Raw genomic sequence first — 26417 nt, 5'->3', positions numbered from 1 at the left:
TGCGCGAGGTCGGCCATCCCGCCGCCGAACGACACCGGGGAGGGGTTGTACGCGCCACCGGGCACCGGGACCGCGGCCGGCGGACCGCCGTAGCCCTGCGAGGCCGGCGGCGGGGGAGGCGGCGGTGGCGGAACGGGACCGGACGCGGAGCCGTCCGCGGCACCCACGGGCGCGGAGCCGGCCACGACAGCCGCAGGTGCGGCGGTCGTGGCAGGGCGGGGGCCGGCTGCCTCGTACCCGGTGAACAGATCGGCGAGCCCTGCCGGAGGCTCGCGCCAGCCGGAGGGTGCGGGGGCGGGCTGACGGCGTCCGATCCGGATCGAGCGGAGCCTCGGGAGGTCGGTGCGGCGCTGAAGGTCGGCGGTGGCCAGGGCGATGCGCACGCCGGTCCAGTCCTCGCCGGTCCGCTGGGCGACCGAGGCACGCAGCACCAGACGGCCACTGCCGTCGCCCTGACGGTGCGCAAGACGGTAGGTCGGCACCCAGACGGCGCCCGGCACCCCGTACTCCAGCTCCACCTCGGGCTGCGCGTCACCGGTGCCGTCGAGGGTCAGGACCGCGCAGACCGTGGTCTCCACATGCGCTGACGGTGCGTCGGTGGAGGCGCGGGCGAGCCTGTCGGCGGCGACGGCGAGCTTGTGCTCGACGTCGCGCAGCGCATCCTCCAGCTCGACGAGGCGGGTGTGCAGTCCCGTCAGCCGCTCGTCGACGAAGTCGGCGAGCTCCAGCCACGCGTCGACCGGGGTGCGGCGGTGCGGGTCCTCGCGCCTGCGGGGAGGTGGGATCGGGTGCAGAGCCCTCACTTCATCGATCAGGCCCAGCTGCCGGTCCCGGCGTCCCTGTGCCGCCGCATACTCGTCGCGCAGCCGCTCGACCTCGCGCCGCAACTCGTCGGGCGTGTCCGTGCCGAGCGGCTGGGCCTCGACCTCCACCCGGGCTTCGGTGACACGGACCCCAGGTGCGCCCAGGACACGGGCCCGCAGCGAGCCCGGGTCCAGCGAGCGGGGCAGTCCCGTCACCCGTACCCGGCCGTCGGGCGGCACAATGCCCCGGGCCAGACGGCGGCAGACCGCGCCCCGCGCGTACACCACGACCGAATCGAGGGTCGACCCCCACCTCTGTGCTGCCTCAGCCGTCATGTGCTCCGCCCCGCCCTGTCCATGCTGAGCGAAGCCTACGCCCGGGCGGTCTGCGCGTCCGCGTCGCCTCAGGAGGACGGCGTCCGGGTCCACAGCCTGATGCGAGCCCCGCAAAGCAAAGCTGTCAACCGACGTCGAAGAGATTCGGCAGTCGGAGGAGGTAACGCGTGCGGTCGTGGCGTTTGAGCGCCTTGAACTCGGGGGCTCGATACAGCGGGGTGACGGTGCATCGCTCGGCGGCCGAACCGATTTCGTCCAGCAGGGCGTTGACAGCCTGTCGGGCCGAGGTGTTGGCGCCTTCCATGGTGGCCAGATCGATGGGCACGGCCACGTAGTCGCCGGACAGGAAGAGGTTGGGGATCTTCGTGGCCGACCGCGGACGGTGGTGCAAGGTCCCCACCGGATGGATGAGCACCTGTTCCTCGTTGACCGGGTTCGGGGTGCCGAGTCCGTCCACGGCCGGATCGAGGAACCAGGAGTGCGGCACGGAGTCCTTCAGGACCATACGACCGCTGTCGTTGAGCGCCGCCTTCAGCTGCGCCCACACCTCGCGGGCGACTTCGGTGCGAGTGCTCCCCCAGAGGGGGTACCCCCAGCTTGGCCGTCTTGCCGTACAGGATGCCCGGCTGGTCCCACTCGGAGACGTCCACGGACAGACAGTCCGCGACCGTGCCGTCACCGAAGTCGGAGGGGAAGTCGTGGCCCGGCCAGTGCTGGGCCTGGGCGATCGCGGTCAGCGACCAGGGGGAGTCGATGAGGTCGAGGTGGCCGTGCAGGATCGGCGTACGTTCGGTCGGATAGAACTGGATGCCGGTCATCCGGTCCGTCTCCAGCCGGTCGCACTCGGCCGGTTGGGGTCGGCGGCGCGCACGGCGGAGTTCCAGGTGCGGCGGGCGTGCTCGACCGGCATGGCCGAGATGCAGTGGTCGGCGGTGACGGTCCGGCGGGCGCCCTCCGGGTCCTCCACGACGGCCCCGGCGATCCGGCCCGCGTCCAGGGTCGGGTCCCGTACCGTCCAGCCGATGTGGAACTCGACTCCGAGTGACTTCAGGTACGTCACCCAGGGGTCGATCCAGATGGTGTCGGGCAGGTTGTGGTGGATGCCGGGGATGAAGCGGAAGCCGTGCTCCCCGGGCAGGGGTCCGTGGCCGCCCGTGCCGCTGCCCGGCACGTCCATGCTGCGGGCCTTGCCGCCCAGCGCCTCGCGTTCGTAGACCGTGACCCGGAAGCCGCGTTCGGCGAGTTCGTGCGCGGCCGTGAGCCCGGCGACGCCTCCGCCCAGTACGGCCATGGTCTGTGGGGCGGTGCCGTACTGGGCTGTGGCCGGCTGGGGGGTCCGAGGGTGACCCCGCCGCCGGCGGCTGTGGCCGCGGCTGTGGCTGTGGCCAGGAACCCTCTGCGTGTGGTGCCGTCCGTCGCTACCCCTTACCGTCGGTAACCATTGGCGCGCGAGGGTATGAGCGGCGTACCGATCTCGGAAGGCGACCGACGGAGCCTGGGTCACTTTGGCTTGATGCCGCGTCACCTCGGCGGCACCCGACGGCGTGCGGCGAAGGCATTCCCGGTCCGACTGCGGACGGCCGTCCAGAGTTCCGAGGCGATGTCCAGGGCGGATGACACTGCTCTCCCGCATGTTCCTCCTCCGGCGACGGACTCGCCGACCGCCCGCGTAGAGCAGAGGACGGAATCCGCACAGGGAGGGGCCGCGAGGTGGCGGTGCGCATGTTGTTCAGGACGGTCGGTACGGCGAGAGGGGCACTCAGAGGGACCAGATGCACGGCGATCGCGGCGGCGGCGATGGCCGCGCTGACCGCCTCCCAGGCGCCGGGGGTCTCGGCACAGGCCGCGGAGGCGGCGCGGAACGCGGCGCGCGCCGAGCACGGGCCGAGCGTGTCCGGCGACGCCCCGTACCGCACCGAGCTTCCGCCACTGCGGACCGGGAAGTCCGACGAGGACACGGCCGCGGGGCGGGCCGGCGGTGCACTGCCCGCGACCGTGTTCGCCGCGTACCGGCGCGCCGAGTCGGAGCTCGCGGGCACCGCACCGGGATGCCGACTGGAGTGGCAACTGCTGGCCGCCATCGGCCAGGTGGAGCCGGGGCAGGCGCGCGGCGGCCGGGTGACCGCAGACGGTACGGCCGTGACACCGATCCTCGGCCCCCGGCTGAACGGCGGCGCCTTCGCGGTCATCCGGGACACCGACGGCGGCCGGTACGACGGGGACACGGCGTACGACCGGGCGGTCGGCCCGATGCAGTTCATCCCGTCGACCTGGACCCGCTGGGGCGCGGACGGCAACGGCGACGGGCGGGCCGACCCGAACAACGTCTTCGACGCGGCGCTCGCCGCCGGGCGCTATCTGTGCGCGGGGTGGGGGAGGGACCTCTCCGACCCGGCCGACCTGGATCGGGCGATCCTCGGCTACAACCACTCGGAGGCCTATCTGCGCACGGTCCGGGCCTGGTACGCGTACTTCCTGGCAGGGCATCGGGTGGTGCCGGACCGGAGCGGTGGGCCGTCCGCGCGACCGGAGCCGTCGAGGCCGAGCAGTACACGCGAACCCGCGCCGGAGCCGTCCGAGCGCCCGGGCGCGAGCCCGTCCCCTACGCCGCCCACACCGCCCGCCTCACCCTCACCTTCCCCCTCTCCCACCCCGTCCCGTCCGGCGGGCGGAGCGGAGGAGGCGGACGAGTCGCCGCTCCCCGTACCCGATCCGGGCGTTGAGCTGCCCGGCGGCGACGTGCTGCCCGGTGTCGGCCCGCTGACCAGCAACGGTGAGGACACGATGCGCCCGTCCCCCTCCACAACCACGGATACCGGGCGGTAATGTCGCCACCCGCCGGACGGCACGAGACCGGCGGAGTGAGCGCGAAGGGGCCCTCATGGCGACGGACATGCCTGCTGAGACAGAGGCGGCGGCCATGGCTGCTGGGACAGAGACGGACCACGACCGCTGGCAGCGCATGTGGAGCCACCGCGAGTAGTTGCTCAAGGTGGCCAGGCGCAGGTCGATGAGCCCGGAGGACGCCGAGGACGCGGTACACGAGGCGATGCTGCGCGCCGCCGAGCGCCCGGACCTCGACGACGAGCGCCTCGGCGCCTGGCTGACGACCGTGACCATGCGGCTGTGCGTCGACCGGTACCGCCAGGTCAACCGTGAGGCCGAGGTGCGCACCAGCCCCACGCTGATCGCGCCGGGCCCGGTGCCCGTCGAGGAGGCCGTGTGCGACCGGGCCGAGGCGAAGTGGCTGGCCGTGCGCAGCGGGGAGCTGCCCGCCCGGCAGGCGGAGGCGCTGCGGCTCAAGTCCGAGGACCTGGACGTAGGCCAGGTCGCCACGGAGATGGGGCTGAGCTATCGGACCGTCGAGTCGCTGCTCGCCCGGGCCCGGCGGACGCTGCGCGCCTCGCTGGCCGGGACGCTCGGCGTGGTGCTGTTCCTGCTCGGGCGCGGACGGCCGCGGGGAGGCGGGAAAGCGCATGCCGTGGCCGTCGCCTCGACGGCGGCGACCCTGGCGGTGGCGGGGTTCGTGCTGCCGTACGCGCTCGACGGGGGCGGGAGCGGGGACGGTCCGACTCCGCGGCCCTCCGTGTCCGGGCCCTCGGAGGCGCTCACGACCGACGGGGACGGCCAGGCGCGCGCGCCGGAGCCGCGCGCATCGTCACCCGGGTCGGCGGCTCCCGGCGACGGTCCGGCGGGATCCGCGGCCGGCGGCGGATCGATGCTGCCGCTGTCCGTGCCGCCCTTGCCGGAGGTCTCGGTGTCCCCGCTTCCGGGGCTGCCCGCGCCCGCGGTCCCGGGCGTGCCAGAGCTGCCGGACACACCGGATATACCGAACATTCCTGATGTGCCTGATATGTCTGATGTGCTGGACGTGCCGGATACGCCGGTCGAGTCCGCCGTCCCCTCGGTGCCGCCGGTGTCCTCGATGTCGTCGGTTCCGGACACGTCTGTCGTACCGGCCACCCCCCTCTCCCTCCCTACGACGACCGCGCTCCCGTAAACGCGCAGGTCAGGAGTTCGGTGAGGCCGCCTGCCCAGCCGTCCGCGAACCCGCCCGCAAACCCGTCCGAAAAAAATCGGCCTCGCCGCGACGGACGCCCCGCCCCTCCCCGTAGAGCAGATGTCGGAGCTGCTCCACGGCTGAAGGGTGGGACCGGATGGGTGTCGAGATCTGTGTGGAAGGGCTGACCAAGTCCTTCGGCCACCAGGTCATCTGGCAGGACGTCTCACTGACGCTGCCCGCCGGGGAGGTATCGGTCATGCTCGGCCCCTCGGGTACCGGCAAGTCGGTGTTCCTCAAGACGCTCGTCGGGCTGCTGAAGCCGGAACGCGGCTCGGTCAAGGTCGCCGGGCGGGACATCACGAAGCTCTGTGAGCACGACCTGTACGAGGTGCGGAAGCTGTTCGGGGTGCTGTTCCAGGACGGCGCGCTGTTCGGCTCGATGAACCTGTACGACAACATCGCCTTCCCGCTGCGCGAGCACACCCGGAAGTCCGAGAGCCAGATCCGGCGGATCGTGCTGGAGAAGATGGACATGGTCGGGCTGATCGGCGCCGAGGGGAAGCTGCCCGGCGAGATCTCCGGCGGTATGCGCAAGCGGGCCGGGCTGGCACGGGCCCTGGTCCTTGACCCCGAGATCATCCTCTTCGACGAGCCCGACTCGGGCCTCGACCCCGTGCGCGTCGCCTACCTCAACCAGCTGATCGTCGACCTCAACGCGCAGATCGACGCCACCTTCCTGATCGTCACGCACGACATCGCCTCGGCCCGCCAGGTGCCGGACAACATCGGGCTGCTGTTCCGGCGCGAGCTGGTGATGTTCGGCCCGCGCGAGAAGCTGCTGACCAGCGACGAACCCGTCGTACGCCAGTTCCTGAACGGCCGGATGCAGGGGCCGATCGGCATGGCGGAGGAGAAGGACGCCGCCCAGGTCGAGCAGGAGCTGGCACAGCTCGGCGACGGCGAGCACACCACGACGCCCGGCAGTCAGGAGCTGCCTCCCCGCCTGCTGCCGGGTCCGGGCATCACCAGACCGCCCCGCTGGGAGGCCATCGCCCGACGGGAGACCGAACCGCACCGGAAGGAGCGGGAGACCGAGCCGCACCGGAAGGAGGTGGCCGGAGCGTGAGCCTGTCGCCGACCGGAGCGCTGCGGCACTCGGGCAACCTGTTCGCGATGGCGCTGGACGTCGTGCGGACCATCCCCCGACGGCCGTTCCAGGCGCGGGAGTTCATCCAGCAGGCGTGGTTCGTCGCGAGCGTCACGATCCTGCCCACGGCCCTCGTGTCGATCCCCTTCGGGGCCGTCATCGCCCTCCAGATAGGCAGCCTGACCCGGCAGCTCGGCGCCCAGTCCTTCGCGGGTGCCGCCTCCGTCCTCGCCGTCCTGCGGGAGGCCTCGCCGATCGTCACCGCGCTGCTGATCGCGGGCGCGGGCGGCACGGCGATCTGCGCGGACCTCGGGGCGCGCAAGATCCGGGACGAGATCGACGCCATGCAGGTGCTCGGCATCGACCCGATCCACCGGCTGGTCGTCCCCCGCGTCCTGGCCTCCATGGTGGTGGCCGTGCTGCTCAACGGCCTGGTGTCGGTCGTCGGCGTGGCCGGCGGCTACTTCTTCAACGTGATCCTCCAGAACGGCACCCCCGGCGCGTACCTGGCGTCCTTCACCACCCTCGCCCAGCTCTCCGACCTGTGGGCGGCCGAGGTGAAGGCGCTGGTGTTCGGGGCGATCGCCGGGATCGTCGCCTCGTACAAGGGGCTCACCGCGAAGGGCGGCCCCAAGGGCGTCGGTGACGCGGTCAACCAGTCGGTGGTGATCACCTTCATGTTGCTGTTCGTGACCAACTTCGTGATGACGGCGGTGTACTTCCAAGTCGTCCCGCAGAGGGGCTGAGGAAACCGACGATGCGACCTCCACGACTCCTCGACCGCCCACTCCGCTCACTGGAGGAGCTGGGCACCCAACTCTCCTTCTACGGCCGCTCACTCGCGTGGACGGGCCGCACCCTGCGCCGCTACAAGAAGGAGATCGTGCGGCTGCTCGCCGAGGTGAGCTTCGGACGCGGGGCGCTGGCCGTCGTCGGCGGCACGGTCGGCGTCATCGCCTTCCTGTCGTTCTTCACCGGCACCGAGGTGGGCCTCCAGGGTTACGCGGCCCTCAACCAGCTCGGCACCTCCAACTTCGTGGCCTTCCTGTCGGCGTACTTCAACACCCGCGAGATCGCCCCGCTGGTGGCCGGGCTCGCCCTGTCCGCCACGGTCGGCGCCGGGTTCACCGCACAGCTCGGCGCGATGCGGATCAGCGAGGAGACCGACGCGCTCGAAGTGATGGACGTGCCCTCGCTGCCGTTCCTGGTGACCACCAGGATGGTCGCCGGTTTCGTCGCCGTGATCCCGCTGTACGTGATCGGCCTGCTCTCCTCCTACCTCGCCGCCCGCACCATCACCACCGGCTACTACGGGCAGTCGACCGGCACGTACGACCACTACTTCCACCAGTACCTGCCGCCCGTCGACGTGCTGTGGTCCTTCGGCAAGGTGATCGTCTTCGCCGTCCTGATCATCCTGGTGCACTGCTACTACGGCTACTACGCGAGCGGCGGACCCGCCGGGGTCGGCGTCGCCGTGGGCCGTGCGGTGCGGACCTCGATCGTCGCCGTCAACGTCCTGGACTTCTTTCTGAGCCTCGCGATCTGGGGCGCCAACACGACCGTACGGATCGCGGGGTGAGATCGATGAGAGGGACGAGAGTACTGAGACTTCGGTTGTACGGCATCGCCTTCATCGCCGTGCTCGCGCTGCTGCTGTCGCTCGCCGTGGCCGTCTACCAGCAGGCGTTCACCTCGGCGGTGCGCATCACCCTGGAGGCCGGCAGCCTCGGCAACCAGCTCGATCCGCGCGCCGACGTCAAGCTGCGCGGGCTGCTGGTCGGCGAGGTCCGCTCGGTGCGCGCGGACGGCGAGAAGGCGACCCTCGACATCGCGCTCAAGCCGGAGTACGTCGCGTTCATCCCGGCGGACGTGCACGCGCGGCTGCTGCCCAAGACGCTGTTCGGCGAGAAGTACGTCGACCTCGTGGCACCGCGCGGTTCCTCGGCCCGGCCCATCCGCGCCGGGGACGTCATCACCCAGGACCGTACGAAGGCGGGCATGGAGCTGCAGCGGCTGCTGAACGACCTGCTGCCACTGCTGCGCACGGTCGAGCCGGGTGAACTGAACGCCACACTCTCGGCGTTCGCCACCGCGCTGGAGGGCCGCGGCGACCGGATCGGCGACAACCTCACCCGTGTCGAGAGCTATCTGCGCCGCCTCAACCCGCACATGCCGTCCCTCAAGGAGGACATCTCCCGCTTCGCCGATGTCGCCGAGGTGTACGGGGACGCGGCGCCCGACCTGATGCGGATCCTGCGCAACACGGTCACCACCAGCCGCACGATCGTCGAGAAGAAGGACCGGCTGGCCGCCGCGCTCCGCACCACCGCGACCGTCGCGGGCACCGGTGAGGACTTCTTCGACGTGAACGGCGACCGGCTGATCACGCTGGGCCGGGTCTCCCGACCCACCCTTCGGCTGTTCGCCCGCTACTCACCAGAGTACCCCTGCCTCCTCGAAGGCCTGGTCCGGCAGGAGAAGGCGTCCGAGGAGGCGTTCCGGGGCGGCCGGATGCGGATCACCCTCGAAGTCGTCCGCCCGCAGGCCGCGTACGAGCCCGGCGAGGAGCCGCGTTACGCCGAGCGGTCCGGGCCGAACTGCCGGGGGCTGCCCCGGCCGCAGGTGCCCGCACCGCACACGAAGCTCAACGACGGTACGTCGCCCGGTGGTTCGGGCGGCGACCTGCCCGGAGGTGTCGACGTGTCCGCCACCGAGGCCGAGCAGCGGGCCGTGGGCTCGCTCGTGGCCCCCGTCATGGGCGTACCGGCGGACGAGGTGCCGCCCGTCGCGACCCTGCTGTTCGGCCCGCTGGCCCGGGGAACGGCGGTGAGCGTCGCATGAGGACCGCAGGAGCCCGTCAAACGGCCGCCCCGCTGGTCAAGTTCAGCCTGTTCGCGCTGGTCACGATCCTGGCGACGGCTCTGCTCGCCGCCACCATCATCAACGTGTCCTTCGCGCCGAAGGACACCTACCGGGCCGTGTTCAGCGATGTGACCGGCCTGGAGGAGGGCGACGACATCCGCGTGGCCGGGGTGCGGGTCGGCGAGGTCGAGGGCATCCGGATCAAGGACCGGACCCTGGCCGAGGTCACCTTCACGGTCACCGCGGAGCGCCCGCTGCTCACCAGTACCGGCGCGGTCGTCCGCTACCGGAACCTGGTCGGGCAGCGGTACATCGCGCTCACCGAGGGCGCCGGCGACGGCACCCGGCTGAGGCCCGGCGGCACCATCCCGCTGTCCAGGACCCAGCCCGCGCTGGACCTCAACGCGCTGCTGAACGGCTTCAAGCCGCTGTTCGCCGCGCTCAGCCCGAACGACGTCAACCAGCTCGCCACCGAGATCATCAAAACCCTGCAGGGCGAGGGCGGCACGGTGAACAGCCTGCTCGCGCACACGGCGTTGCTCACCACGACGCTCGCCGACCGCGACGAGCTGATCGGCTCCGTGATCGACAACCTCAACTCCGTACTGAAGACGCTCGACGAGCGCGGTGGCCGTTTCTCCGGACTGCTGAAGCAGTTGCGGCGGGTGATCTCCGGGCTGTCCACCGACCGCAAGCCCATCGGGGAGTCACTGGTGAGCATCGGCGATCTCACGGAGGCCACGTCGGGGCTCCTCGACGACGCCCGCCCGCCGCTGAAGGACGACATCACCGAGCTGGGCGAGCTCACCGGAACGCTGAACAGGAACGAGAAGACCGTGGAGGGCGTGCTGAAGCGGCTGCCGAACAAGCTCACCGAGCTGACGGGGACGGCGTCCTACGGCTCGTGGTTCAACTTCTACCTCTGCGACTTCGACGGCCGGATCGTGCTGCCGAAGACGGAGCAGGTGCTCACCCCCGAGTTCCACGTGGCGCGGGCGAGGTGCGGCGCATGAGGATCCGCATCGTGCCGCGCAGGACGCGACGCCACCGCCCCGAGCCGCTGGTCAAGGTGCGCATACTGCCACCGAAGCTGCCGAGGATCAGGCTGCCCCGGAAAGCGGGCCGCCCGCGGCTGAAGCCGTTCCGGGAACGCGACCCCGTGGTCGTCGGCGCGGCCGGGCTCACCACCCTCGCGCTGCTGACCGTGGCCGCGTTCAACGCCGACAGCCTGCCGCTGATCGGCGGCGGCGAGACGTACAGCGCCGCCTTCTCGGAGGCCGGCGGACTCAAGCCGGGCGACGAGGTGCGGATCGCCGGGGTCAAGGTCGGCAAGGTCGAGGACGTCGATCTGGACGGCGACCACGTCAAGGTGACCTTCAAGGTCAAGGACGACCCGGACTTCGGCACCGAGACCGGTGCGTCGATCCGGGTCAAGACGATCCTCGGCGCGAAGTACCTGGCGCTGCACCCGAAGGGGCGGGGCCAACTGAAGCCGGGCAGCGAGATCCCGCTGCGCCGGACGGTCTCCGCGTACGACGTCGTGCAGGCGTTCAGCGACCTGACGACCACGACGGAGGAAGTCGACACGGAACGGCTCGCGAAGGCGCTGGACACGATCTCCACCACCTTCCAGGACTCGCCCGCGGAGGTGCGGGAGTCCATCAAGGGACTGTCACGGATCTCCCGGACGGTGGCTTCGCGCGACAAGGCGCTGCGCGAGCTCCTCGACCACGCGAACGGAGTCACCGGGGTGCTGGCCGAGCACTCGGAGGACTTCTCCGCGCTGGTGAAGGACGGCGACAAGCTGTTCAAGGAGATCAGCAAGCGGCGCGCGGCGACCCACAAACTGCTCAAGAACTCCGCTCTGCTGGGCATCGAGCTCTCCGGGCTGGTCGAGGACAACCGCGAGGAGATCGGGCCCGCGCTCAAGAACCTCAACACCTTCGTCAGGATGCTCGAACGCAACCAGGCGAGCCTCGACCGGAGCGTCAAGCTGCTCGCGCCCTACGTCCGGGTCTTCACCAACACCCTCGGCAACGGCCGCTGGTTCGACTCCTACGTCCAGAACCTGGTCGCCGCCCCGGTGGTGCCACGTACGGGAGGCTCACGATGACCAGGCGCTCGTCCGTCCCGCGCACCCTGGTGCTGCTCATCGCGCTCGCGGTCGTCGCCGCGCTCGCCGTCGTGCTGTGGCCGCGTCCCGGGACCGTCCGGGTCACGGCGTACTTCCCGCGCACCGTCGGCATCTACCCCGGCTCGGACGTCCGCGTCCTCGGCATCCGCATCGGCGAGGTCAAGCGGATCACGCCGGAGGGCGGCCGGGTGCGCGTCGAGCTGGAGTACGAGGAGGGCCGCAAGCTGCCCGCGGACGCGCAGGCCGCCATCATCAACTCCTCGGTGGTGCGACCGTTACGTGCAGCTGTTGCCGGTGTACCGCAAGGGCCCGGTGCTGCGGGACGGCGACGTCATTCCCGAGTCGCGCACGGCCGTCCCCGTCGAGCTGGACCGGATCTTCGACAGCCTGCACACCACGTCCGAGGCGCTCGGCCCGAAGGGCGCGAACAAGGACGGCTCCCTGTCGCGGCTGCTGGGCGTGAGCGCGGACAACCTCGAAGGCCAGGGCGAGAACCTCAACCAGACCGTCGAGGACCTCTCGCAGGCCGTCACCACGCTGTCCGACGGGCGGGGCGACCTGTTCGGCACCGTACAGAACCTCCAGGTGTTCACGGCGGCCCTGGCGGCCGACGACCAGAACGTGCGGTCGTTCAACACCAGCCTCGCCAAGGTGGCGGAGCAGCTTGCCGGGGAGCGCAAGGACCTCGCGGCGGCGCTGAAGCACCTGGGCGCGGCACTCGGCGACGTGTCGGAGTTCGTGAAGAAGAACAAGAAGTCACTGACCTCGAACGTACGGGGCCTCAGCAAGGTCACCAAGGTCCTCGTCACCCAACGCGCCGCGCTGGAGGAGCTGTTGGAGGTCGCCCCCACGGGTCTGTCGAACCTGCAGAACGCCTACAACGCCTCCGCCGGCACCCTCGACACCCGCAACAACCCCGAGGCGCCGCAGGACCCGGCGTCCCTCCTGTGCTCCCTTCTGAAGACGACCGGGGACGAGGGCGGCGAGAACCCCGACTGCGCGGAGCTGAAGAAACTCTTCGACTCCCTGCCCGAGGTACCGACGGCCCCCGCGGTGACGGGCACGGTCGACCGGACGCTCGGCGGAATCCTGGAGGTCCGCGCATGAGCCCACGTATGAGGGGATACCTGAGCGTGCCGCGCGGGGGACGGACGGTCGTGTGGACGGCCGCCGGTTCACTGCTGCTGACGGGCTGCCAGTTCAACGGCTGGTACGACGTCCAGCTCCCCGGAGGAGCGGCGGCGGACGGTCGCGCCTACCACGTCACGGTCGAGTTCAGGGACGTACTGGACCTGGTCCCGCAGTCGGCGGTCAAGGTCAACAACGTCACCGTGGGCGCGGTCGAGAAGGTGGAGTTGGACGGCTGGCACGCCCGGGTGCGACTGCGCGTCGCCGACTCGGTGAAGCTGCCCGCCAACGCGGTCGCCGAGCTCCGGCAGACCAGCATGCTCGGCGAGAAGTACGTGGCGCTGTCCGCGCCGGTCGGCACCGCGCCCGTAGGACGGCTCCGCGACGGCGACCGCGTCCCGCTGTCCCGCTGTCCCGCAGCGGCCGCAACCCGGAGATCGAGGAGGTGCTGTCCGCCCTGTCCGCGCTCCTCAACGGCGGCGGCGTCGCCCAGCTCAAGACGATCACCGTGGAGCTCAACAAGGCGCTGGAGGGCCGCGAGAACCGGGTCAGGTCCCTGCTCACGGAACTCGACACGTTCCTCGGCGGCCTCGACGGACAGCGCGCGGACATCGTCCGCGCCCTCAAGGGCATCGACCGGCTGGCCAAGCGGCTGAGGAAGGAGAAGAAGACGATCGCCAAGGCCGTCGACACGCTGCCGCCCGCACTGAAGGTCCTCGCCGACCAGCGCCGCGACCTGACGCGGATGCTCACCGCCCTGTCGAAGCTGAGCAAGACCGGCACCCGGGTCGTGAACGCCTCGCGGGACGACACCGTCGCCAACCTCAAGCAGCTGAGGCCGATCCTGCAGCAGCTCAACAAGGCGGGCGACGATCTGCCCAACTCCCTTGAACTGCTGACTACTTACCCGTTCCCCCGCAATGTGGTCGACGCGGTCAAGGGCGACTACGTCAACCTCGCGGTCACCGCCGACCTCGACCTGGCCGGCATCTACGGCAACGTCAAGGACAAGCCCGGCGAGTCCGGCGGCTCCGGTGACGGGGACGACGGTTCCGACACCCCGGATCTGCCGGATCTGCCGGAGCTCCCGGACGTGCCCGGCGTGCCGACGCCGACCGCGCCGCCCGGGACCCCGGAGGCTCCGGGCGAACCCTCGGCGCCCACGGACGGCGACGACCTGCTGTGCCCGCCGGTGTGCACCGCGGGCTATGGCCCCCGATACGGCCCCCGAGGGGACTCCGGCCGCCTCCCGGCGGGGATCGACCTCGCGCTCGCCGAGCTCATGCTGAAGGGAATACAGCCGTGATCACCCGTACGGTCAAGGCCCAGCTGCTCGCCTTCGCCACTCTCACCGCCGTCGGGGTGTCGTACGTCGGCGCCGAGTACACGGGCCTGGTGGACGACGTCCTCGACCGTGGCTACACCGTGCGGGCCGACTTCGCCGCGTCCGGGGGCATCTTCTCCGGCGCCGAGGTCACCTACCGAGGGGTGCCGGTGGGCCGGGTGGGCGAGCTGCGGCTGTCCGGCCGAGGGGTGTCGGTGGCCCTGGAGATCGAGGACGACGCGCCCCGTATCCCGGCCGACACCCTGGCGGTGGTCGCCAACCGTTCGGCGGTGGGCGAGCAGTACGTCGATCTGCAACCGCGGCGGACCGGCGGCCCGTACCTGCTCGACGGCAGCCCGATACCGCGCGAGCGCACCCGGGTGCCGCTGCCCACCACCGACCTCGTCCTCAGCCTCGACCGGCTGGTCGACTCCGTCGGCAAGGACGATCTGCGCACCACCGTCGACGAGTTGGGCAAGGCCTTCTCCGGCACCGGGCCACGGCTGAGCCGACTCGTGGACTCGGGGAACGAACTCGTCGAGGCGGCCTCCGACACACTCCCGGAGACGATCGCGCTGATCGAGGACTCGCGGACAATGCTCAAGACACAGGCCGACCAGGGTTCGGCCATCAAGTCGTTCTCCCGCGATCTGGCGGCGCTCACGGAGGAGTTGAAGTCGAGCGACGGGGACCTGCGCCGGCTGATCGGCAACGCGACGCCCGCCGCCCAGGAGATCGACTCCCTGCTGAAGTCGACCCGGCCGGATCTGCCGGTCCTGCTGGCCAATCTCATCAGCGGCGGCCAGGTCACCGTGGCGCGGCTGCCCGGAGTCGAACAGGCCCTGGTCACCTTCCCGGTCGTCGTCGCCGGCAGCTACACGGTCGTCCCGGGCGACGGCACCACCCACTTCGGCCTCGTCCTGGGCGCCGACGACCCGCCGCCGTGCACCCAGGGGTACGGCGGGACTCAGCGGCGCGACCCCGCTGACACCAGCACGCGCCCGGCGAACACCGACGCACGCTGCACGGCGCCGCGCGGCAGCGACACCTCGGTGCGCGGCGCGCAGAACGCCCCCGGCACGTCGGCGGGGTCGTACGGCGCCGAACGGGCCGCGTACGTCACCCCGTACGACCCGGACACCGGCACAGCCACCGGCCCGGACGGGAGGCCCGTCGAGATCGGCTCGACGGGCGGCGAACAGACCGTCTTCGGAAAGGAGTCGTGGCAATGGCTACTCGTCGGCCCGATGGCATGAACGCCGAGACCGATGGCATGAAGGCCGACGGCAGGAAGCGGGGGCGCCGCAGGGCGCTGTCCGCCGGACTCGTCGTCGCGACCGTCCTGACGACCGCGTTGTCGGTCTGGCTGGCCGTGGGGCTGTCCGGGCAGCGCGCGGCCGAGCAGCGGCGGCAGGACGTCCTGGCGGCGGCCCGCCAGTCGGCGCTGAACTTCACCTCGCTCGACTACCGCCACTACGACCGGGACAGCGGGAACGTGCTCAAGAGCGCCACCGGCGACTTCAAGGAGCAGTTCGCCGCGCAGACCGAGCAGTTGACCGAGCTGGTCGTCGAGAACAAGTCCGTGTCCGAGGGACAGGTCCTCGAAGCGGGCATCGTGCGGTCCGACAGCCGGTCCGCCCGGGTCCTGGTCGTCGCCGACAGCAAGGTGACCAACACCGCCGTGCCCAACGGAGAGGCGCGCACGTACCGGCTCCAGCTCGACCTCGTATTCAAGGACGGCCACTGGCTGACGTCCGGCGTCGAGTTCGTGGGCTGACGGCCCGCCTCCCGTATGAACAGACACGTGAGTTGAGGAGAATGACCGTGGCGAACACGACCTCGCGAGGCCGCGGCGCCGGCTCCCCCGCCAGCCGCACCATGACCGCGGCCGTCCGCGCGGCGGCCAAGCGCGCCCGACGTGTGGAGCACTCCGCGGCCGAGGCACCACCACGGGCCGAGGAGCGGTACTCCGGGCGCACGGTGGTGATCGATGCTCCGGGCGGTGACGGGTGGGACGACCCGCCGGGGCCGGCACCGGAGTCCGAAGAAGCACCGGAGCCGGACCAGGTGCCTGAGTCCGAGGAGGTGCCGGAGGAGAGCGCGTCCGTACGACGGCCCTGGCGACGGCTGCTCACCATGGCGCTCTGCGTCGTGCTCGGGGCGGGTCTGGTCGCCGTCGCCGTGCTCGGGTGGCAGTACCGGGAGGGGCGGCGCGCGGAGCAGGCGCGGGGAGAGGCGCTCGCGGCCGCGCGGAAGGCGGCGCCCGTCGTCCTGTCGTACGACTACCGGCACCTCGACCGGGACTTCGCCCGGGCCCGCACCCATCTGACCGGCGCCTTCCGTGACGAGTACCGCAGGACCACGACGACGGTCGTCGGACCGACCGCCAGGAAGTACCACGGCGTGGTGAAGGCGGCGGTGGCGGCACCCGCGGGCGGTGGCCGGCCCGCGACGTCCGTCGTATCGGCCGGACCGGACAAGGCCGTGGTCCTGCTGTTCGTCAACCAGGTCACCACGAGCACCCAGGTCACGGGGTCCCGCGTGGATCTGAACCGGGTGCGGATGACGCTCACCCGCACCTCGGAGGGCTGGAAGGTGAGCGCCGTGGACGCGCTCTAGACGCGGGGCGCCGCCCATGCCAGCGCGTAGCCGAAACCGTTGATCGCCCAGTGCAGCGCCGCCGGTGCCGGCAGGCTGCCGGAACGGCGCCGCAGCTCGCACAGGATCACCCCGGCGGCGACCATGGCCACGACGGCCACCATGACGGTCGGCGCCACGTCTGCCGAACCGCTTCCGAAAGCAGTTGCCACGGCGGTGTTGGAACGGTTGAGTCCGCGGGACGGCAGTACGTGCCAGAGACCGAACAGCAGTGACGACACGGCGGTGGCCCACGCCGTTCCGTGCCGGCGTCGGACCATGGCCCACAGAACACCGCGGAAGGCGGTCTCCTCCAGCAGCACGGTGCCGAACGGGACCCGCACCAGCACCCGCCACAGCAACTGCTCCACGGACAGGTCGACGGCCCTGGCATCCCGGAACGCCTCTCGGCCGGCCGGAACGGCGAGAAGGAGCAGGAGGACGGCGAGGACGGCACCGGCCAGGACGGGCGCCCACCGCAGTCCCCGGCGCACACCCGCCGCGTCGAGCCCCAGATCGGCCGAGGTGAGACCGTCCCAGCGGGCGATCAGTATCAGTACGGCCGTCGCCGTCACACACGTGAGGACGTAGACGAAGGGGCCCCGCACGAGCCAGTTGTTGATCAGGTTCGCGGCGACCAGAACGACAACGACACACACGATCCGCATCCTGCTCCCAGGATCCCGCGTCCGGGCACGGCCGCCACCGCGCCTCGAAGAAGCCTCGCGAGCGTCGACCCGAGGCAGGCCGGACTCACCTTTCTACGAGGTGACCCGTCGAGAGTCTTCGCGGTGGCCGGCCTCGGCCCAGCGCGAGGCGGCGGTGCGGGTGTCGCCGGCGTCGAGGCAGCGGTCGACGGCGACGAGGATGTCGGCCTCCTCCTCTTCGATCCGGGCAAGCCGGTCCGCCTGGTCCGCGCGCTCGTAGCCGGTGGCCGCCTGCTCGGCGAGGTCGAGGTGGACGCGGGCGCGGGCGCGCCCGATACGGGCGGCGCGGTCGCCGACGAGGAGGCTGCGGGCGTACTGCGCGGGTTCGAGCATGTCGAAACGGTCGCTGCGGGCGCGCACGAGGGAGTGCTCGACGAGGTCATGGAGGATTCCGAGTACGTCGCCGACGGCGAGGTCGACGCCGGTTTCGAACTCATGGACCCGTCGGGTAACTCGAGGGGACCGCTCGCTTCGTCGGCACGTACACCGTCGGGGAAACGGTGACGACGAAGGACCGCCGGCGCGCGGGCAACACCCGGTGGAGCTTCGTGCGCTCCTCCACCCCGTACTCCCACCTTCTTTACTGCTCCGCATCGCGGTGTGGGCTCCGGCGCCCACTGGAACCTCTCGCCCGGGTGCTTCACCGAGGAGATCCGGTCGCTCGATGTCGTGACGACCGAGAACGAGACGTATCTACGAGGCACCCGAAGCCCATCCGGACCGGCTCGAGTCGGCGCGACGGTGTGTCGAGCGTCGGGCTGCAGGGCTGAGGAAGGAAGAGGTCCCGGCGAAGCTGGAGGTCAGTCGTGAGCAGGCGCTGAGAGCCTTCCGGGACGCCTCTTTTCTTGAAGCCGAGCGGTGCGAAGAGTCCTTCGGTTCCGCCGTATGACCCGGGACACCGTCGTGGCCGACGCCCTGCCTGTGGCGCCTGGTCACCCTCGGGGCGGATGACACGGCTGCTGAGGCCGGTCGCCCGCATGGCTACGGTCGAGGTTGTCTCAACGGAGGTTGGCGGACACCGACAAGGACAACCCCGACCATCAGGTGCGGCTGAGCTTCCTGGGCTGAAGGGGAACGTCCTGGGCGTGATCGACCCATGGCTTGCGGAGCAGGAGGAGGGCCGCGTCGTCCTCCAGTCGGCCGCCCACGTGTGTCAGGAGTTCGTCGTGGAGCGCGGTGAGGGTGTGGGCCGGCTCGTCCGACACGTGCTGGGTCAGCCGCTCGGCGAGCGGGTAGAACTCACGGCCGTGGTCGCGGGCCTCGGTGACGCCGTCGGTGTAGAGCAGCAGCTGATCCCCGTCGGCGAAGGGCAGTATCTGCAGGTCGGGGGTCTCACCCGTGAGGGCGCGCAGCCCGAGCGGCGGGGCCGGATGGGCGGGTTCCACCGGCACGACCTCCGATCCACGTATCAGCAGGGGAGGCGCGTGTCCGCAGTTGACCACCTCCAGAGACCCTGACCGGGGGTGTCCGGCGACCACCGCGGTGACGAAGTCGTCGCAACCCAGGTTGCGGGCCAGGCTGCGCTCGATCCTGTCGACCACGGCGAGCAGATCGGGCTCCTCGTAGGCCGCCTCGCGGAACACCCCGAGGACGAGAGCGGCGATTCCCACGGCCGGCAGCCCCTTGCCCCGCACATCGCCGACGATCAATCGGACTCCGTACGGGGTGGGCACCAGCGCGTAGAGGTCCCCGCCGATGCGGGCCTCCGCTGCCGCGGCGCTGTAGCGGACGGCCACCTGGAACGGGCCGACGGTCGCCGGTACCGGCTGGAGCAGCGCGTGCTGGGCGGCCTCCGCGACCGAGCGGACCGCCGCGAGCACCCGCTCGCGTCGCCTGCGCAACGCGCTGGCCAGGCCACTCGCCAGAGTGACGGCCACCAGGGCGGACAGTACGGCGGCCAGCTCGCGGCCCGGCGCACCGTCACGGACGCCGAGCGCCGCGCCCAGCACCCCGGCGAGGAGACCGACGCAGAGGACTCCGCGCGGCCCGCTGGTGGTGGCGGCCAGCGCGGGCGCGGCGGCGAGCAGCGGCAGCCAGATCAGTCCGGCCCCGCTCACGAGATCCACGATCACGACGAGGGAGACGATCAGGACGGGCAGCAATGGCGTGGCGGAGGCCAGCCGTGCGGCGATGCGCTTGCGGGCCGACGCCCTGGGGGCGTCCACCGGGTTCCCGGACGGCCGCGTCGGCCGGTGATCGCCACCACGGTCTGGGGTGTGCCTCATGTTTCGCCCGCAGTCCTCACCTGTGCGCGGAGTGCGTGCACTCCTGAAATATCTGTTTGATCCGGAAATACAGGAAATAGGGTAGGCGCGAATGCCGCAAGGAGGCGATTTTCAGATAGTGAGTCTCAGATGGTGAGTGAAAGACCCCTGGTCACACGACTCGCGGTCGGGACCAGCCGCGCCCGGATCTCCTCCAGCCGGGAGAGCCGGTCCGCTCGCAGCGAGACGCCGAGCGAACCGAGCGTGTCCCCGCTGTACACGGGCACCGCGATGCAGACCGTGCCGAGGGTGTACTCCTCCAGGTCCGTGACGGCCGGGGCCACGGGCGAGGTGTCGAGCCGCCGGAGCAGTTCCGGCGGGTCGGTGATGGTCCGTGGCGTGAGATCGGTGAGGGGGTGCCGGGAGAGATAGTCCTTGCGGGAGTCCTCGTCCAGCTCGCGCAGCACCGACTTGCCCAGCGCGGTGGCGTGCCCGGCGTCCTCGAACCCCACCCAGAGGTCGACCCGGGGTGCCCGGGGGCTGTCGACGATCTCGGCGACCCGGATCTCGCCGTCCTCGTAGAAGGTGAGGTAGGCGGCGGTCGTCAGCTCGTCCCGCAGCGCGGCGAGCGTCGGGCGGACGCGGCTGAGCAGTGCCTGCCCGCGGCCGGTGGTGTGCAGCGCCCGCAGCTTGTCACCCAGGACGAACCCGCCGTCGTCCAGCTTCCGCAGATATCCGTCGTGGACCAGCGTCCGCAGCAGGTGATAGGCGGTGGCCAGGGGCAGCCCCGTCTCCCGGGCCAGCTGCTTCGCCGGCGCGCCGTTCTCGTGCGCGCTCGCCGCCTCCAGCAGGCGGAAGGCCCGCTGTACGGACGTGATGAGGGTAGGGCCGTCCTGAGCAGCCATACGGCCAGCCTGCGCCGGGTGCCCGACACAGGCAACATTCACCCGGTCCCCGGGAAACAGGACTCGCCCGGTTCCTCGCGGCCTCACGCCACCAGGGCGTGGCGGATCACTTCCACCCGTACGCGTACGCGGCGACCCAGGTGATGTCGAGCTGGGCGCTGCTGCCCGGGGCGGCGCCGGGTCCTTCCAGGGCGCTTTCGTTCTGGAGCACCCAGGACAGGGGCTGGTCCGGCACGTCGCGGGTGTCGTGCCCCACCTGCCGGCCGTCCACGAAGAACCGCACGTGTCCGGGCGTCCACTCCGTCGAGACGGTGTGCCACTCCGTCCAGTCGTCGCTCCCCGGGAAGTAGCCCTGCTCGCCGCCGTCGCACGGATGGTGGAAGGCGGTGAGCTCGCCGGTCCACTCCCCTTCGGGATGGTCCATCTCGCAGCCTCCGCCGTAGTGCAGCCAGGCGGACTTGTATCCCGGAGCGAGCTCGGTCACCTTGATACGGGCGCTGTACTTGCCGTACTTCATCTGCATGACGGCACGAGGCACCACTGCCGCAGCGTGCACGGGACCTCCGTCGGCCGGCCGCCACATCCGGATGTACATCCTTCCGTCGCCGTTCTCCGCAGGACCCACGCTCACGGTGTCCTCCGGGTGGTAGACGCCCACGACGTCCCGGCCCCGATCGTTGGCCGTGTCACGCCAACCTGTCGGATAGGCCCACCAGTTGTCGCGGTACGTACCGCTCAGGCCTCCGCAGTACGCGCCCGAGGTGTCGACGTGGTGGTCGCAGTCGCTGAACGAGCCCAGCGGTACCCGATCGCCGTTGAAGTCCTCCGCGAGGACCTGCCAGAAGGGCCCGCAGTCCCCGCGGGGCAGTTCGGTGCCCGTGCCACGGCAGGCGTCGGCCGACACGGGCGCTCCGTCGGCTCGGGGGACACCGAGGAGGACGGCCAGCAGCATGAGGCCCATGGGCAGCAGTAACGTGCGTCTACGACGGCTCGGTGCCGCGTGTGAACCCATGGGGCAAACCCTCCGGTCCGAGGCGGGATGTGCTGCGCGAGGGAGCATCCTGGCCGCACGGCCGGTGCCGCGCCACCCCTGGAACGGATCCCCAACCGGACGGTCGGGCTCCGCCGCCGGGGCGTGTGGAGGATGGTGTGCGGATGAGTGGTGTGCGAATGATGTCGTGCCGGGCACGGGTTGGTTGCGGCACGGCGTTTCCGGGGCGTTGATCCCGGGCCTCGGGCAGCATGACGACGTATGAGACGTATGAGCAGAGATCGCCACGTCGTATGAGCAGAGATCTGAGCAGAGACCTGAGCAGAGACCGCTACGTCGATTTCCTGCGCGCGTGGGCCATCGTCCTGGTGGTGGCCGGCCACTGGCTGATCACGGCGCTGGTCCACGCTCCCGGTGGTGGGATCACCGCGCCGGAGCTGTTGGCGGTCGTTCCGTGGACCCAGTGGCTGACGCTCGGCTTCCAGATCATGCCGCTGTTCTTCCTGGCCGGGGGCTACGCGGCGGGCGGCTCCTGGGCGCGTACGCGGGCGGCGGGTGGTACGGCGGCCGGGTGGGTGGCGCGGCGGGCGCTGCGGCTGCTGCTCCCGACGGGCGTGTACAGCGCTCTGGTGCTGTTCGCCGTCGGGGTCTGCTCGGCGGTCGGCGTGGATCCGGGCACGCTCGCGCTGGTGGGCTGGGCGATGGCGATGCAGTTCTGGTTCCTCCCGGTGTATCTGCTGGTCAGCGCCCTGACCCCACCGCTGTACGCGGCGCACCGGCGCTGGGGGCCGGCCGTCCCCGTGGTCTTGGGCGTGGTCGCCGTGGTGGCCGACGTGCTGGTCGTGGCGGCGAGCACGCCGTACGTCGGGCTGCTCAACTACGTGCTCGTGTGGGGTGTGGCCTACCAGTTGGGTTTCTGCTGGCGGGACGGTCTGCTGACCGGGCGCCGGGCGGTGGCGCCCGCGATGGCGGTGTGCGGAGGGCTGGCCTTCGCGGCGCTGGTCGGCCTCGGACCGTTCCCGGTCAGCCTGATCCGGGTGACGGGACAGAATCCGAGCAACACCGATCCGCCGTCGGCGGCGATGCTGGCGTGGGCCGTGGCCCAGGTGGGGCTGTGTCTCCTCGCTGCACCGATTACGCGCCGGCTGCTGGCCCGGGAGCGGGTGTGGCGGGTGGTGCGTCCGGTGGGCGGTGCCAGCATGACGCTGTATCTGTGGCACATGCTGCCGGTGCTGGTCGTCGCCGCCGCGTTCTATCTGACCGGGCTCGCCCCCGAGCCCGCGCTCGGATCGGCGGCGTGGTGGGCGCTGCGGGTGCCCTGGTTGCTGGTGCTCGGCGTCGTGCTGGCCGGTGTCGTGGTGGTGCTGCGGCCTCTGGAGCGCGGGCTGGCGGCGTTGCAGGCGCGGATGGGCCCGGACGCCGATCCACGCCGCTCCTGGCCGCTGTGGCTCGGCCTCGCCGCCTGTGTCGTAGCTCTGGCATGGTTCGCCGTACACGGCTTCGCACCGGATGGCCGGTTCCCCGTGCTCCCCGCGCTGGGCCTGGCCCTGGGCACCCTGCTGTCGGCGCTTCCCCTACGCACGAAGCCACGCGACGCCGAAAGGCCCGAGAGCGCCTTGGAGGAAGCCGCCTGACAGCCGGGGCCGGCGGTCACTGAACCGAGCGCGTCGCGGGCGCAACCCCGCGACGCGGCACGGCCATGCGTCTGCCGAGCCGACGCACCCCGCGGGCCCGGGACGACCTCACCACCGCAACGCCGTCCCGCCCGACCATGACGTCACACCTGGCCGACGCCGTGTGCGCCGGCCGGGCGCGACGGCACAGGGCAGCTACTCTCCGCGAGGGAGAAGGCGTCGTCTTGTCCGTTACCCGGAAGGTGGTGGACGGCTGTCCGGTACGCAAGGCTGTGGCGGGCTCTGACGGCAAAGGCAGCGGCCGGGTGGTATGCCGAAGGGCCGGAGCCAAATTCGGAGCCAAAATCGGAGTCAAGCTCGGAGCCAAGCTCGGGGGCTGTTCGTGAAATGCCGGAGCGGTCACGGGTGTTGATCACGGCATGACTCAAGGTCCCGCGCCTCGCCCGCTGTCCGACGAAGCCCTCTCCGACCTGCTCGGCAGGCAGCAGTTCGGCACCCTCGCCACGGTGAAGCGCAGCGGCCATCCCCACATGACCACCATGGTCTACAGCTGGGACGCCGACGCCCGTGTCCTGCGGTTCTCGACGACGGCCGATCGCATCAAGGTCAAGCATCTGCGCAACGACCCGCATGCCGCGCTGCATGTGCAGGGCGGCGACATGTGGTCGTTCGCCGTCGCCGAGGGCAAGGCGGAGGTTTCCGAGATCACGACGGTTCCCGGTGACGAGGTCGGGCGGGAACTGCTCGGGATGATCCCGACGGCCGCCAAGCCGGAGGACGAAGCCGCGTTCCTGGAGCAACTGGTCGCCGAGCGCCGGGTGGTCATCCGGCTGAAGGTGGACCGGCTGTACGGAACGGCACTCGACATCGACAACTAGGCCGTGTCGCATCGAACCCAGGCTGGGTTGTCACCTGGCCGCTGGCCGCTGGCCGCTGGCCGCTGGCCGCTGGCCGCTGCCGGGGCGACCGGTTCGACGCGCCGCCGGCGATCGGTTATCGGGATAACGATGGGGCTGACGATCGCCTACCGCGATGGTCCCGGTTCCGGCGACCGGTGGCGCGAGGATGGCGGTGGTCCGCGCGACCGCCGGGCAGGGTGACGGCGGTTCTGGCGGCTGGTGCGGCGCGATGGCGGTGGTCCGCGGGACCGCCCGGCACGATAACGGCGGTCCGCGCGACCGCCCGGCGCGATGACAGCGGTTCCGGCGGTGGTGCGGCGGATGGCGGCGGTCCGCGGGACCGCCCGGCAGAAACGGCGTCCGCGCGCCGCCCGGCGCGATGACAGCGGTTCCGGCGGCCGGTGCGGCACGATGGCGGCGGTTCCCGCGACCGCCCGGCGCGATAACGGCAGCTCCGGCGCCCCCCGGCATGAGGATGGCGGTGCTGGCGGTCGCCCGGCGCGATGGCGGTGGCCGACCGACCGGGTCGAACCGGCCTGGTCGGCCACCCGGCCTGGTCGGCCACCCGGCCTGGTCGGCCCCCGGCTCAGCCCGCGAGGGCGCGGCGCAGGGTCGTGCCGAGTTCGGTGTTCTGCCGGCCGGAGATCTCGGCGGAGAGGACCGCCTGCGATCCGTGGAACGTGCCGGGCCACTGGTGCAGTTCGACCGGGACGCCCGCCTGGAGCAGGCGCACCGCGTAGGCGATGTCCTCGTCGCGGTTCGGACAGAACTCCGCGGTGGCGATGTAGGCGGGAGGCAGGCCGGACAGGTCGGCGGCGCGCGCGGGCGCGGCGTACGGTGTGGCGGGCGCGGAGCCCAGATAGTGCCCCCACGCGGCGGCGACCTTGGCGCTGTTCATCCAGGGCGTGTCGGTGAAGTTCCGCCTCGACCATGTCTCCGGCCGGTCGTCGAGCCCGGGCTGGTTCAGCAGTTGGAAGCGGATCGGCGGCCCCTGCTCGTCGCGCGCACGCAACGCCACCGCCGCCGCGAGAGTGCCGCCGGCGCTGTGGCCGCCGACCGCGATCCGCTCCGGGGCGACGCCGAGTTCGGTGGTGTGCTCGGCCGCCCAGGTCAGTACGGCGTAGGCGTCGTCCAAGGCGGCCGGGAACCGGTGTTCGGGGGACAGCCGGTAGCCCACCGAGATCACCGTCGCGCCGGAGAGGGTCGCGATCCGGGTGGCCCACGGGTGTTCGGTGTCGAGGTCGCCCATGACGAATCCGCCGCCGTGCAGCCAGATGACGGCGCCCTGCGCCTGGTGCGGGCGGTACATCCGCACCGGCACGTCCGGATCGGCGGGCACGGTGCGGTCCTCGACCTCGATGCCCGTGGTGTCCGGTGGCGGCACCGCGGCGGCCAGTTCGGCGAACTTCTTGCGGTCGGCGACCGGGTCGATGAGGTCGGTACGGGGGAACAGCGGGATGAACGCTTCGAGTTCGGGATCCATGTCGCCATCCTCGTGGCCGACCGCCCCGGCAACCTCCGCCGCCCGTCGGGGAATTGGCGGGCATCGCGCACCGATCGGCGCCTGCCCTCTTCTCCGGCACGTCATATCCTCCTGGCATGGAGGCACTGGCCGTACGGCTGTCGCATCTGGATTCCGAGGCCGAGGGCGCGATCCGCGTCGTCATGTTCTACGACACGCTGATGCGTCGCCGAGTGGATCTCCCGGCGCTCGCCCGGGCCTCGGCGAGCCTGGCCGAGTGCGTGGCCGGGATCAGGATCCACGGCACGGGACGGACGATCCGCTTCTCGCCCGACGGAACGGAGGCGTCCACCTCGCCACCGTCCCCGTCCTCCACCGCCCCGATCACCCTCGACGAGGAGGAGATCGGCACGGTGTGGCTGGAACGCCCCGGAGCACCCGGCGCGCTCGACCCGATGGTCCTCGACCGGCTGGCCCTCGCCGCCGCGGCGGTCCTCGAACGGTACGGCCCGGCCCGCACCACCATGGCCGACCCCGCCCTCATCGAACTGGCGATCAGCTGCGACAGCGACGAGGCGGCCAGAGCCCGGGCGTTACGGCTCCTGGGCTTCGCCACCGACCTTCCCGTCCGTGTCGTCGCCGCCCGGACGAGGCTTCCGCTCGACCGGATCGGCGGCCTGGTCTGCCCGGCCCGCCCCGTCAAGGCGGCGCTGCTCGGCGACGTCGGCGTCATCCTGGCCACCACGGTGGACCGGGCCCGCTTCCCGGCGGACGTACGCGCCGGTGTCGGCGCCGCCGAGAACCCCGCCCTCTCCTGGCAGGAGGCCCGCACCGCGCTCCGCTTCACCACCCCGCGCCGACCGATCGTGCACTACGACCGTCTGGGCGCGTTGGCGCTGCTCGCCCAAGTGCCGCAGGGCGCCGCGCGGAACAACGCCGACGTGGCCGCGGTCGAGCACCTGGCCGCGGATACCCCGGAACACCTGGAGACCCTGGACGCCTACTGCGAGACCGGCTCCGTCCGCCGCGCCGCCGACCTGCTCCATCTGCACCACAGCAGCGTCGCCCGCAGGCTCGAACAGATCGGCAAGGCCCTGGACATCGAACTCACCGAGCCGACCGGCCTGCTCCGAGCCAGACTCGCCCTGACCGCGTGGCACCTGCTCAACGACTGACCCGCATCGGTCTCGTGCCGGTGAACGACCTCGCCGGGACAGGCCGACCTCTCCACGGCCGAG

The 26417-nt window shown here is 71.4% G+C and carries 23 protein-coding genes and 2 pseudogenes; 16 read left to right on the top strand and 9 right to left on the bottom strand.

Annotated elements, in window-relative coordinates; genetic code table 11:
• The 3 genes from STRIP9103_RS17395 to STRIP9103_RS53100 form a co-directional block, all read right to left on the bottom strand.
• Positions 1-1139, bottom strand: a 1139-nt coding sequence (locus STRIP9103_RS17395) for a DUF4139 domain-containing protein (protein ID WP_048820457.1), incomplete at its 3' end; no start/stop codon positions are given.
• Between the two features lie 124 nt (positions 1140-1263).
• Positions 1264-1818, bottom strand: coding sequence for an FAD-dependent oxidoreductase (locus STRIP9103_RS53105; RefSeq protein WP_324605685.1), 555 nt, complete (start codon positions 1816-1818; stop codon positions 1264-1266).
• 135 nt (positions 1819-1953) lie between these two features.
• Positions 1954-2430 (bottom strand): FAD-dependent oxidoreductase, encoded by a 477-nt coding sequence (locus STRIP9103_RS53100; protein ID WP_009313574.1) that lies wholly within the window; start codon positions 2428-2430, stop codon positions 1954-1956.
• A gap of 431 nt (positions 2431-2861) precedes the next feature.
• Between STRIP9103_RS53100 and STRIP9103_RS17385 the strand changes: the two genes are divergently transcribed.
• From STRIP9103_RS17385 to STRIP9103_RS17325, 13 genes and pseudogenes are all read left to right on the top strand, one after another.
• Positions 2862-3965 (top strand): lytic transglycosylase domain-containing protein, encoded by a 1104-nt coding sequence (locus STRIP9103_RS17385; RefSeq protein WP_234022225.1) that lies wholly within the window; start codon positions 2862-2864, stop codon positions 3963-3965.
• A 184-nt stretch (positions 3966-4149) separates the two neighbouring features.
• Positions 4150-5139, top strand: a complete 990-nt coding sequence (locus tag STRIP9103_RS17380) for an RNA polymerase sigma factor (protein ID WP_234022224.1) — start codon at positions 4150-4152, stop codon at positions 5137-5139.
• Between the two features lie 157 nt (positions 5140-5296).
• Positions 5297-6268: an ABC transporter ATP-binding protein gene (locus STRIP9103_RS17375; RefSeq protein ID WP_009313609.1), complete on the top strand. Its 972-nt coding sequence runs from the start codon at positions 5297-5299 to the stop codon at positions 6266-6268.
• Positions 6265-7035 (top strand): MlaE family ABC transporter permease, encoded by a 771-nt coding sequence (locus STRIP9103_RS17370; protein ID WP_009313612.1) that lies wholly within the window; start codon positions 6265-6267, stop codon positions 7033-7035. Before STRIP9103_RS17375 ends, STRIP9103_RS17370 begins: the two co-directional genes overlap by 4 nt.
• Positions 7036-7046: 11 nt before the next feature.
• Positions 7047-7871, top strand: a complete 825-nt coding sequence (locus STRIP9103_RS17365; protein WP_009313599.1) for an MlaE family ABC transporter permease — start codon at positions 7047-7049, stop codon at positions 7869-7871.
• Between the two features lie 5 nt (positions 7872-7876).
• The gene (locus STRIP9103_RS17360; protein WP_048820449.1) at positions 7877-9133 is read left to right on the top strand and encodes an MCE family protein; all 1257 of its coding nucleotides are present in this window, start codon (positions 7877-7879) and stop codon (positions 9131-9133) included.
• Positions 9130-10167, top strand: a complete 1038-nt coding sequence (locus STRIP9103_RS17355; protein ID WP_009313601.1) for an MCE family protein — start codon at positions 9130-9132, stop codon at positions 10165-10167. The genes STRIP9103_RS17360 and STRIP9103_RS17355 overlap by 4 nt, the downstream gene beginning before the upstream one ends.
• Positions 10164-11267: an MCE family protein gene (locus STRIP9103_RS17350; protein ID WP_009313567.1), complete on the top strand. Its 1104-nt coding sequence runs from the start codon at positions 10164-10166 to the stop codon at positions 11265-11267. Before STRIP9103_RS17355 ends, STRIP9103_RS17350 begins: the two co-directional genes overlap by 4 nt.
• Positions 11264-12395, top strand: a pseudogene (locus tag STRIP9103_RS17345) (MCE family protein). Before STRIP9103_RS17350 ends, STRIP9103_RS17345 begins: the two are co-directional and overlap by 4 nt.
• 8 nt (positions 12396-12403) lie before the next feature.
• Positions 12404-13722: pseudogene (locus tag STRIP9103_RS17340) on the top strand (MCE family protein).
• The gene (locus STRIP9103_RS17335; protein ID WP_009313566.1) at positions 13719-14996 is read left to right on the top strand and encodes an MCE family protein; all 1278 of its coding nucleotides are present in this window, start codon (positions 13719-13721) and stop codon (positions 14994-14996) included. Before STRIP9103_RS17340 ends, STRIP9103_RS17335 begins: the two are co-directional and overlap by 4 nt.
• On the top strand, positions 14969-15517 hold the full coding sequence (locus STRIP9103_RS17330) for a hypothetical protein (RefSeq protein WP_009313571.1): 549 nt from the start codon (positions 14969-14971) through the stop codon (positions 15515-15517). Before STRIP9103_RS17335 ends, STRIP9103_RS17330 begins: the two co-directional genes overlap by 28 nt.
• A gap of 47 nt (positions 15518-15564) precedes the next feature.
• On the top strand, positions 15565-16359 hold the full coding sequence (locus tag STRIP9103_RS17325; RefSeq protein WP_009313589.1) for a hypothetical protein: 795 nt from the start codon (positions 15565-15567) through the stop codon (positions 16357-16359).
• On the opposite strand, the gene STRIP9103_RS17320 is transcribed toward STRIP9103_RS17325, so the two are convergent.
• The 5 genes from STRIP9103_RS17320 to STRIP9103_RS17300 form a co-directional block, all read right to left on the bottom strand.
• Complete coding sequence (locus STRIP9103_RS17320; RefSeq protein WP_009313591.1) at positions 16356-17045, bottom strand: CPBP family intramembrane glutamic endopeptidase; 690 nt, start codon at positions 17043-17045, stop codon at positions 16356-16358. The two genes, STRIP9103_RS17325 and STRIP9103_RS17320, sit on opposite strands and share 4 nt — an antisense overlap.
• A 93-nt stretch (positions 17046-17138) precedes the next feature.
• Positions 17139-17444 carry a hypothetical protein gene (locus STRIP9103_RS49945; RefSeq protein WP_009313594.1) on the bottom strand — a complete coding sequence of 102 codons (306 nt, stop codon included), beginning with the start codon at positions 17442-17444 and terminating at the stop codon, positions 17139-17141.
• A gap of 680 nt (positions 17445-18124) precedes the next feature.
• The gene (locus STRIP9103_RS17310; protein ID WP_009313577.1) at positions 18125-19309 is read right to left on the bottom strand and encodes a PP2C family protein-serine/threonine phosphatase; all 1185 of its coding nucleotides are present in this window, start codon (positions 19307-19309) and stop codon (positions 18125-18127) included.
• Between the two features lie 125 nt (positions 19310-19434).
• On the bottom strand, positions 19435-20193 hold the full coding sequence (locus tag STRIP9103_RS17305; protein ID WP_009313583.1) for an IclR family transcriptional regulator: 759 nt from the start codon (positions 20191-20193) through the stop codon (positions 19435-19437).
• A gap of 106 nt (positions 20194-20299) precedes the next feature.
• Positions 20300-21154, bottom strand: a complete 855-nt coding sequence (locus STRIP9103_RS17300; protein WP_234022222.1) for a glycoside hydrolase family 16 protein — start codon at positions 21152-21154, stop codon at positions 20300-20302.
• Between the two features lie 323 nt (positions 21155-21477).
• On the opposite strand from STRIP9103_RS17300, the gene STRIP9103_RS17295 reads away from it, so the two are divergent.
• Together STRIP9103_RS17295 and STRIP9103_RS17290 are read left to right on the top strand one after the other, a co-directional pair.
• Entirely contained in the window at positions 21478-22818 is a 1341-nt protein-coding gene (locus STRIP9103_RS17295; protein ID WP_052315573.1) for an acyltransferase family protein, read from the top strand.
• A gap of 419 nt (positions 22819-23237) precedes the next feature.
• On the top strand, positions 23238-23696 hold the full coding sequence (locus STRIP9103_RS17290) for a pyridoxamine 5'-phosphate oxidase family protein (protein ID WP_009313606.1): 459 nt from the start codon (positions 23238-23240) through the stop codon (positions 23694-23696).
• Positions 23697-24303: 607 nt separating this feature from the next.
• Here the strand turns inward: STRIP9103_RS17290 and STRIP9103_RS17285 are convergent.
• On the bottom strand, positions 24304-25200 hold the full coding sequence (locus tag STRIP9103_RS17285; protein WP_009313587.1) for an alpha/beta hydrolase: 897 nt from the start codon (positions 25198-25200) through the stop codon (positions 24304-24306).
• Positions 25201-25316: 116 nt separating this feature from the next.
• Between STRIP9103_RS17285 and STRIP9103_RS17280 the strand changes: the two genes are divergently transcribed.
• Positions 25317-26354 (top strand): PucR family transcriptional regulator, encoded by a 1038-nt coding sequence (locus STRIP9103_RS17280; protein ID WP_009313575.1) that lies wholly within the window; start codon positions 25317-25319, stop codon positions 26352-26354.
• Positions 26355-26417: the final 63 nt, after the last annotated feature.

This window comes from Streptomyces ipomoeae 91-03 (assembly GCF_000317595.1).
GTDB classification, from domain to species: Bacteria; Actinomycetota; Actinomycetes; order Streptomycetales; family Streptomycetaceae; genus Streptomyces; species Streptomyces ipomoeae.
The sequence above is the reverse complement of the archived record's forward strand: the minus strand, read 5'-3'. Positions and strand labels throughout refer to the sequence as shown.

What these genes read in the sequence shown, in the direction of transcription:
- STRIP9103_RS53100 (WP_009313574.1), bottom strand. Translation starts at nt 2,430, where the DNA reads ATGGCCGTACTGGGCGGAGGCGTCGCCGGGCTCACGGCCGCGCACGAA.
- STRIP9103_RS17385 (WP_234022225.1), top strand. Translation starts at nt 2,862, where the DNA reads ATGTTGTTCAGGACGGTCGGTACGGCGAGAGGGGCACTCAGAGGGACC.
- STRIP9103_RS17380 (WP_234022224.1), top strand. Translation starts at nt 4,150, where the DNA reads ATGAGCCCGGAGGACGCCGAGGACGCGGTACACGAGGCGATGCTGCGC.
- STRIP9103_RS17375 (WP_009313609.1), top strand. Translation starts at nt 5,297, where the DNA reads ATGGGTGTCGAGATCTGTGTGGAAGGGCTGACCAAGTCCTTCGGCCAC.
- STRIP9103_RS17365 (WP_009313599.1), top strand. Translation starts at nt 7,047, where the DNA reads ATGCGACCTCCACGACTCCTCGACCGCCCACTCCGCTCACTGGAGGAG.
- STRIP9103_RS17360 (WP_048820449.1), top strand. Translation starts at nt 7,877, where the DNA reads ATGAGAGGGACGAGAGTACTGAGACTTCGGTTGTACGGCATCGCCTTC.
- STRIP9103_RS17355 (WP_009313601.1), top strand. Translation starts at nt 9,130, where the DNA reads ATGAGGACCGCAGGAGCCCGTCAAACGGCCGCCCCGCTGGTCAAGTTC.
- STRIP9103_RS17350 (WP_009313567.1), top strand. Translation starts at nt 10,164, where the DNA reads ATGAGGATCCGCATCGTGCCGCGCAGGACGCGACGCCACCGCCCCGAG.
- STRIP9103_RS17330 (WP_009313571.1), top strand. Translation starts at nt 14,969, where the DNA reads ATGGCTACTCGTCGGCCCGATGGCATGAACGCCGAGACCGATGGCATG.
- STRIP9103_RS17320 (WP_009313591.1), bottom strand. Translation starts at nt 17,045, where the DNA reads ATGCGGATCGTGTGTGTCGTTGTCGTTCTGGTCGCCGCGAACCTGATC.
- STRIP9103_RS17310 (WP_009313577.1), bottom strand. Translation starts at nt 19,309, where the DNA reads ATGAGGCACACCCCAGACCGTGGTGGCGATCACCGGCCGACGCGGCCG.
- STRIP9103_RS17305 (WP_009313583.1), bottom strand. Translation starts at nt 20,193, where the DNA reads ATGGCTGCTCAGGACGGCCCTACCCTCATCACGTCCGTACAGCGGGCC.
- STRIP9103_RS17300 (WP_234022222.1), bottom strand. Translation starts at nt 21,154, where the DNA reads ATGGGCCTCATGCTGCTGGCCGTCCTCCTCGGTGTCCCCCGAGCCGAC.
- STRIP9103_RS17295 (WP_052315573.1), top strand. Translation starts at nt 21,478, where the DNA reads ATGAGCAGAGATCTGAGCAGAGACCTGAGCAGAGACCGCTACGTCGAT.
- STRIP9103_RS17290 (WP_009313606.1), top strand. Translation starts at nt 23,238, where the DNA reads ATGACTCAAGGTCCCGCGCCTCGCCCGCTGTCCGACGAAGCCCTCTCC.
- STRIP9103_RS17285 (WP_009313587.1), bottom strand. Translation starts at nt 25,200, where the DNA reads ATGGATCCCGAACTCGAAGCGTTCATCCCGCTGTTCCCCCGTACCGAC.
- STRIP9103_RS17280 (WP_009313575.1), top strand. Translation starts at nt 25,317, where the DNA reads ATGGAGGCACTGGCCGTACGGCTGTCGCATCTGGATTCCGAGGCCGAG.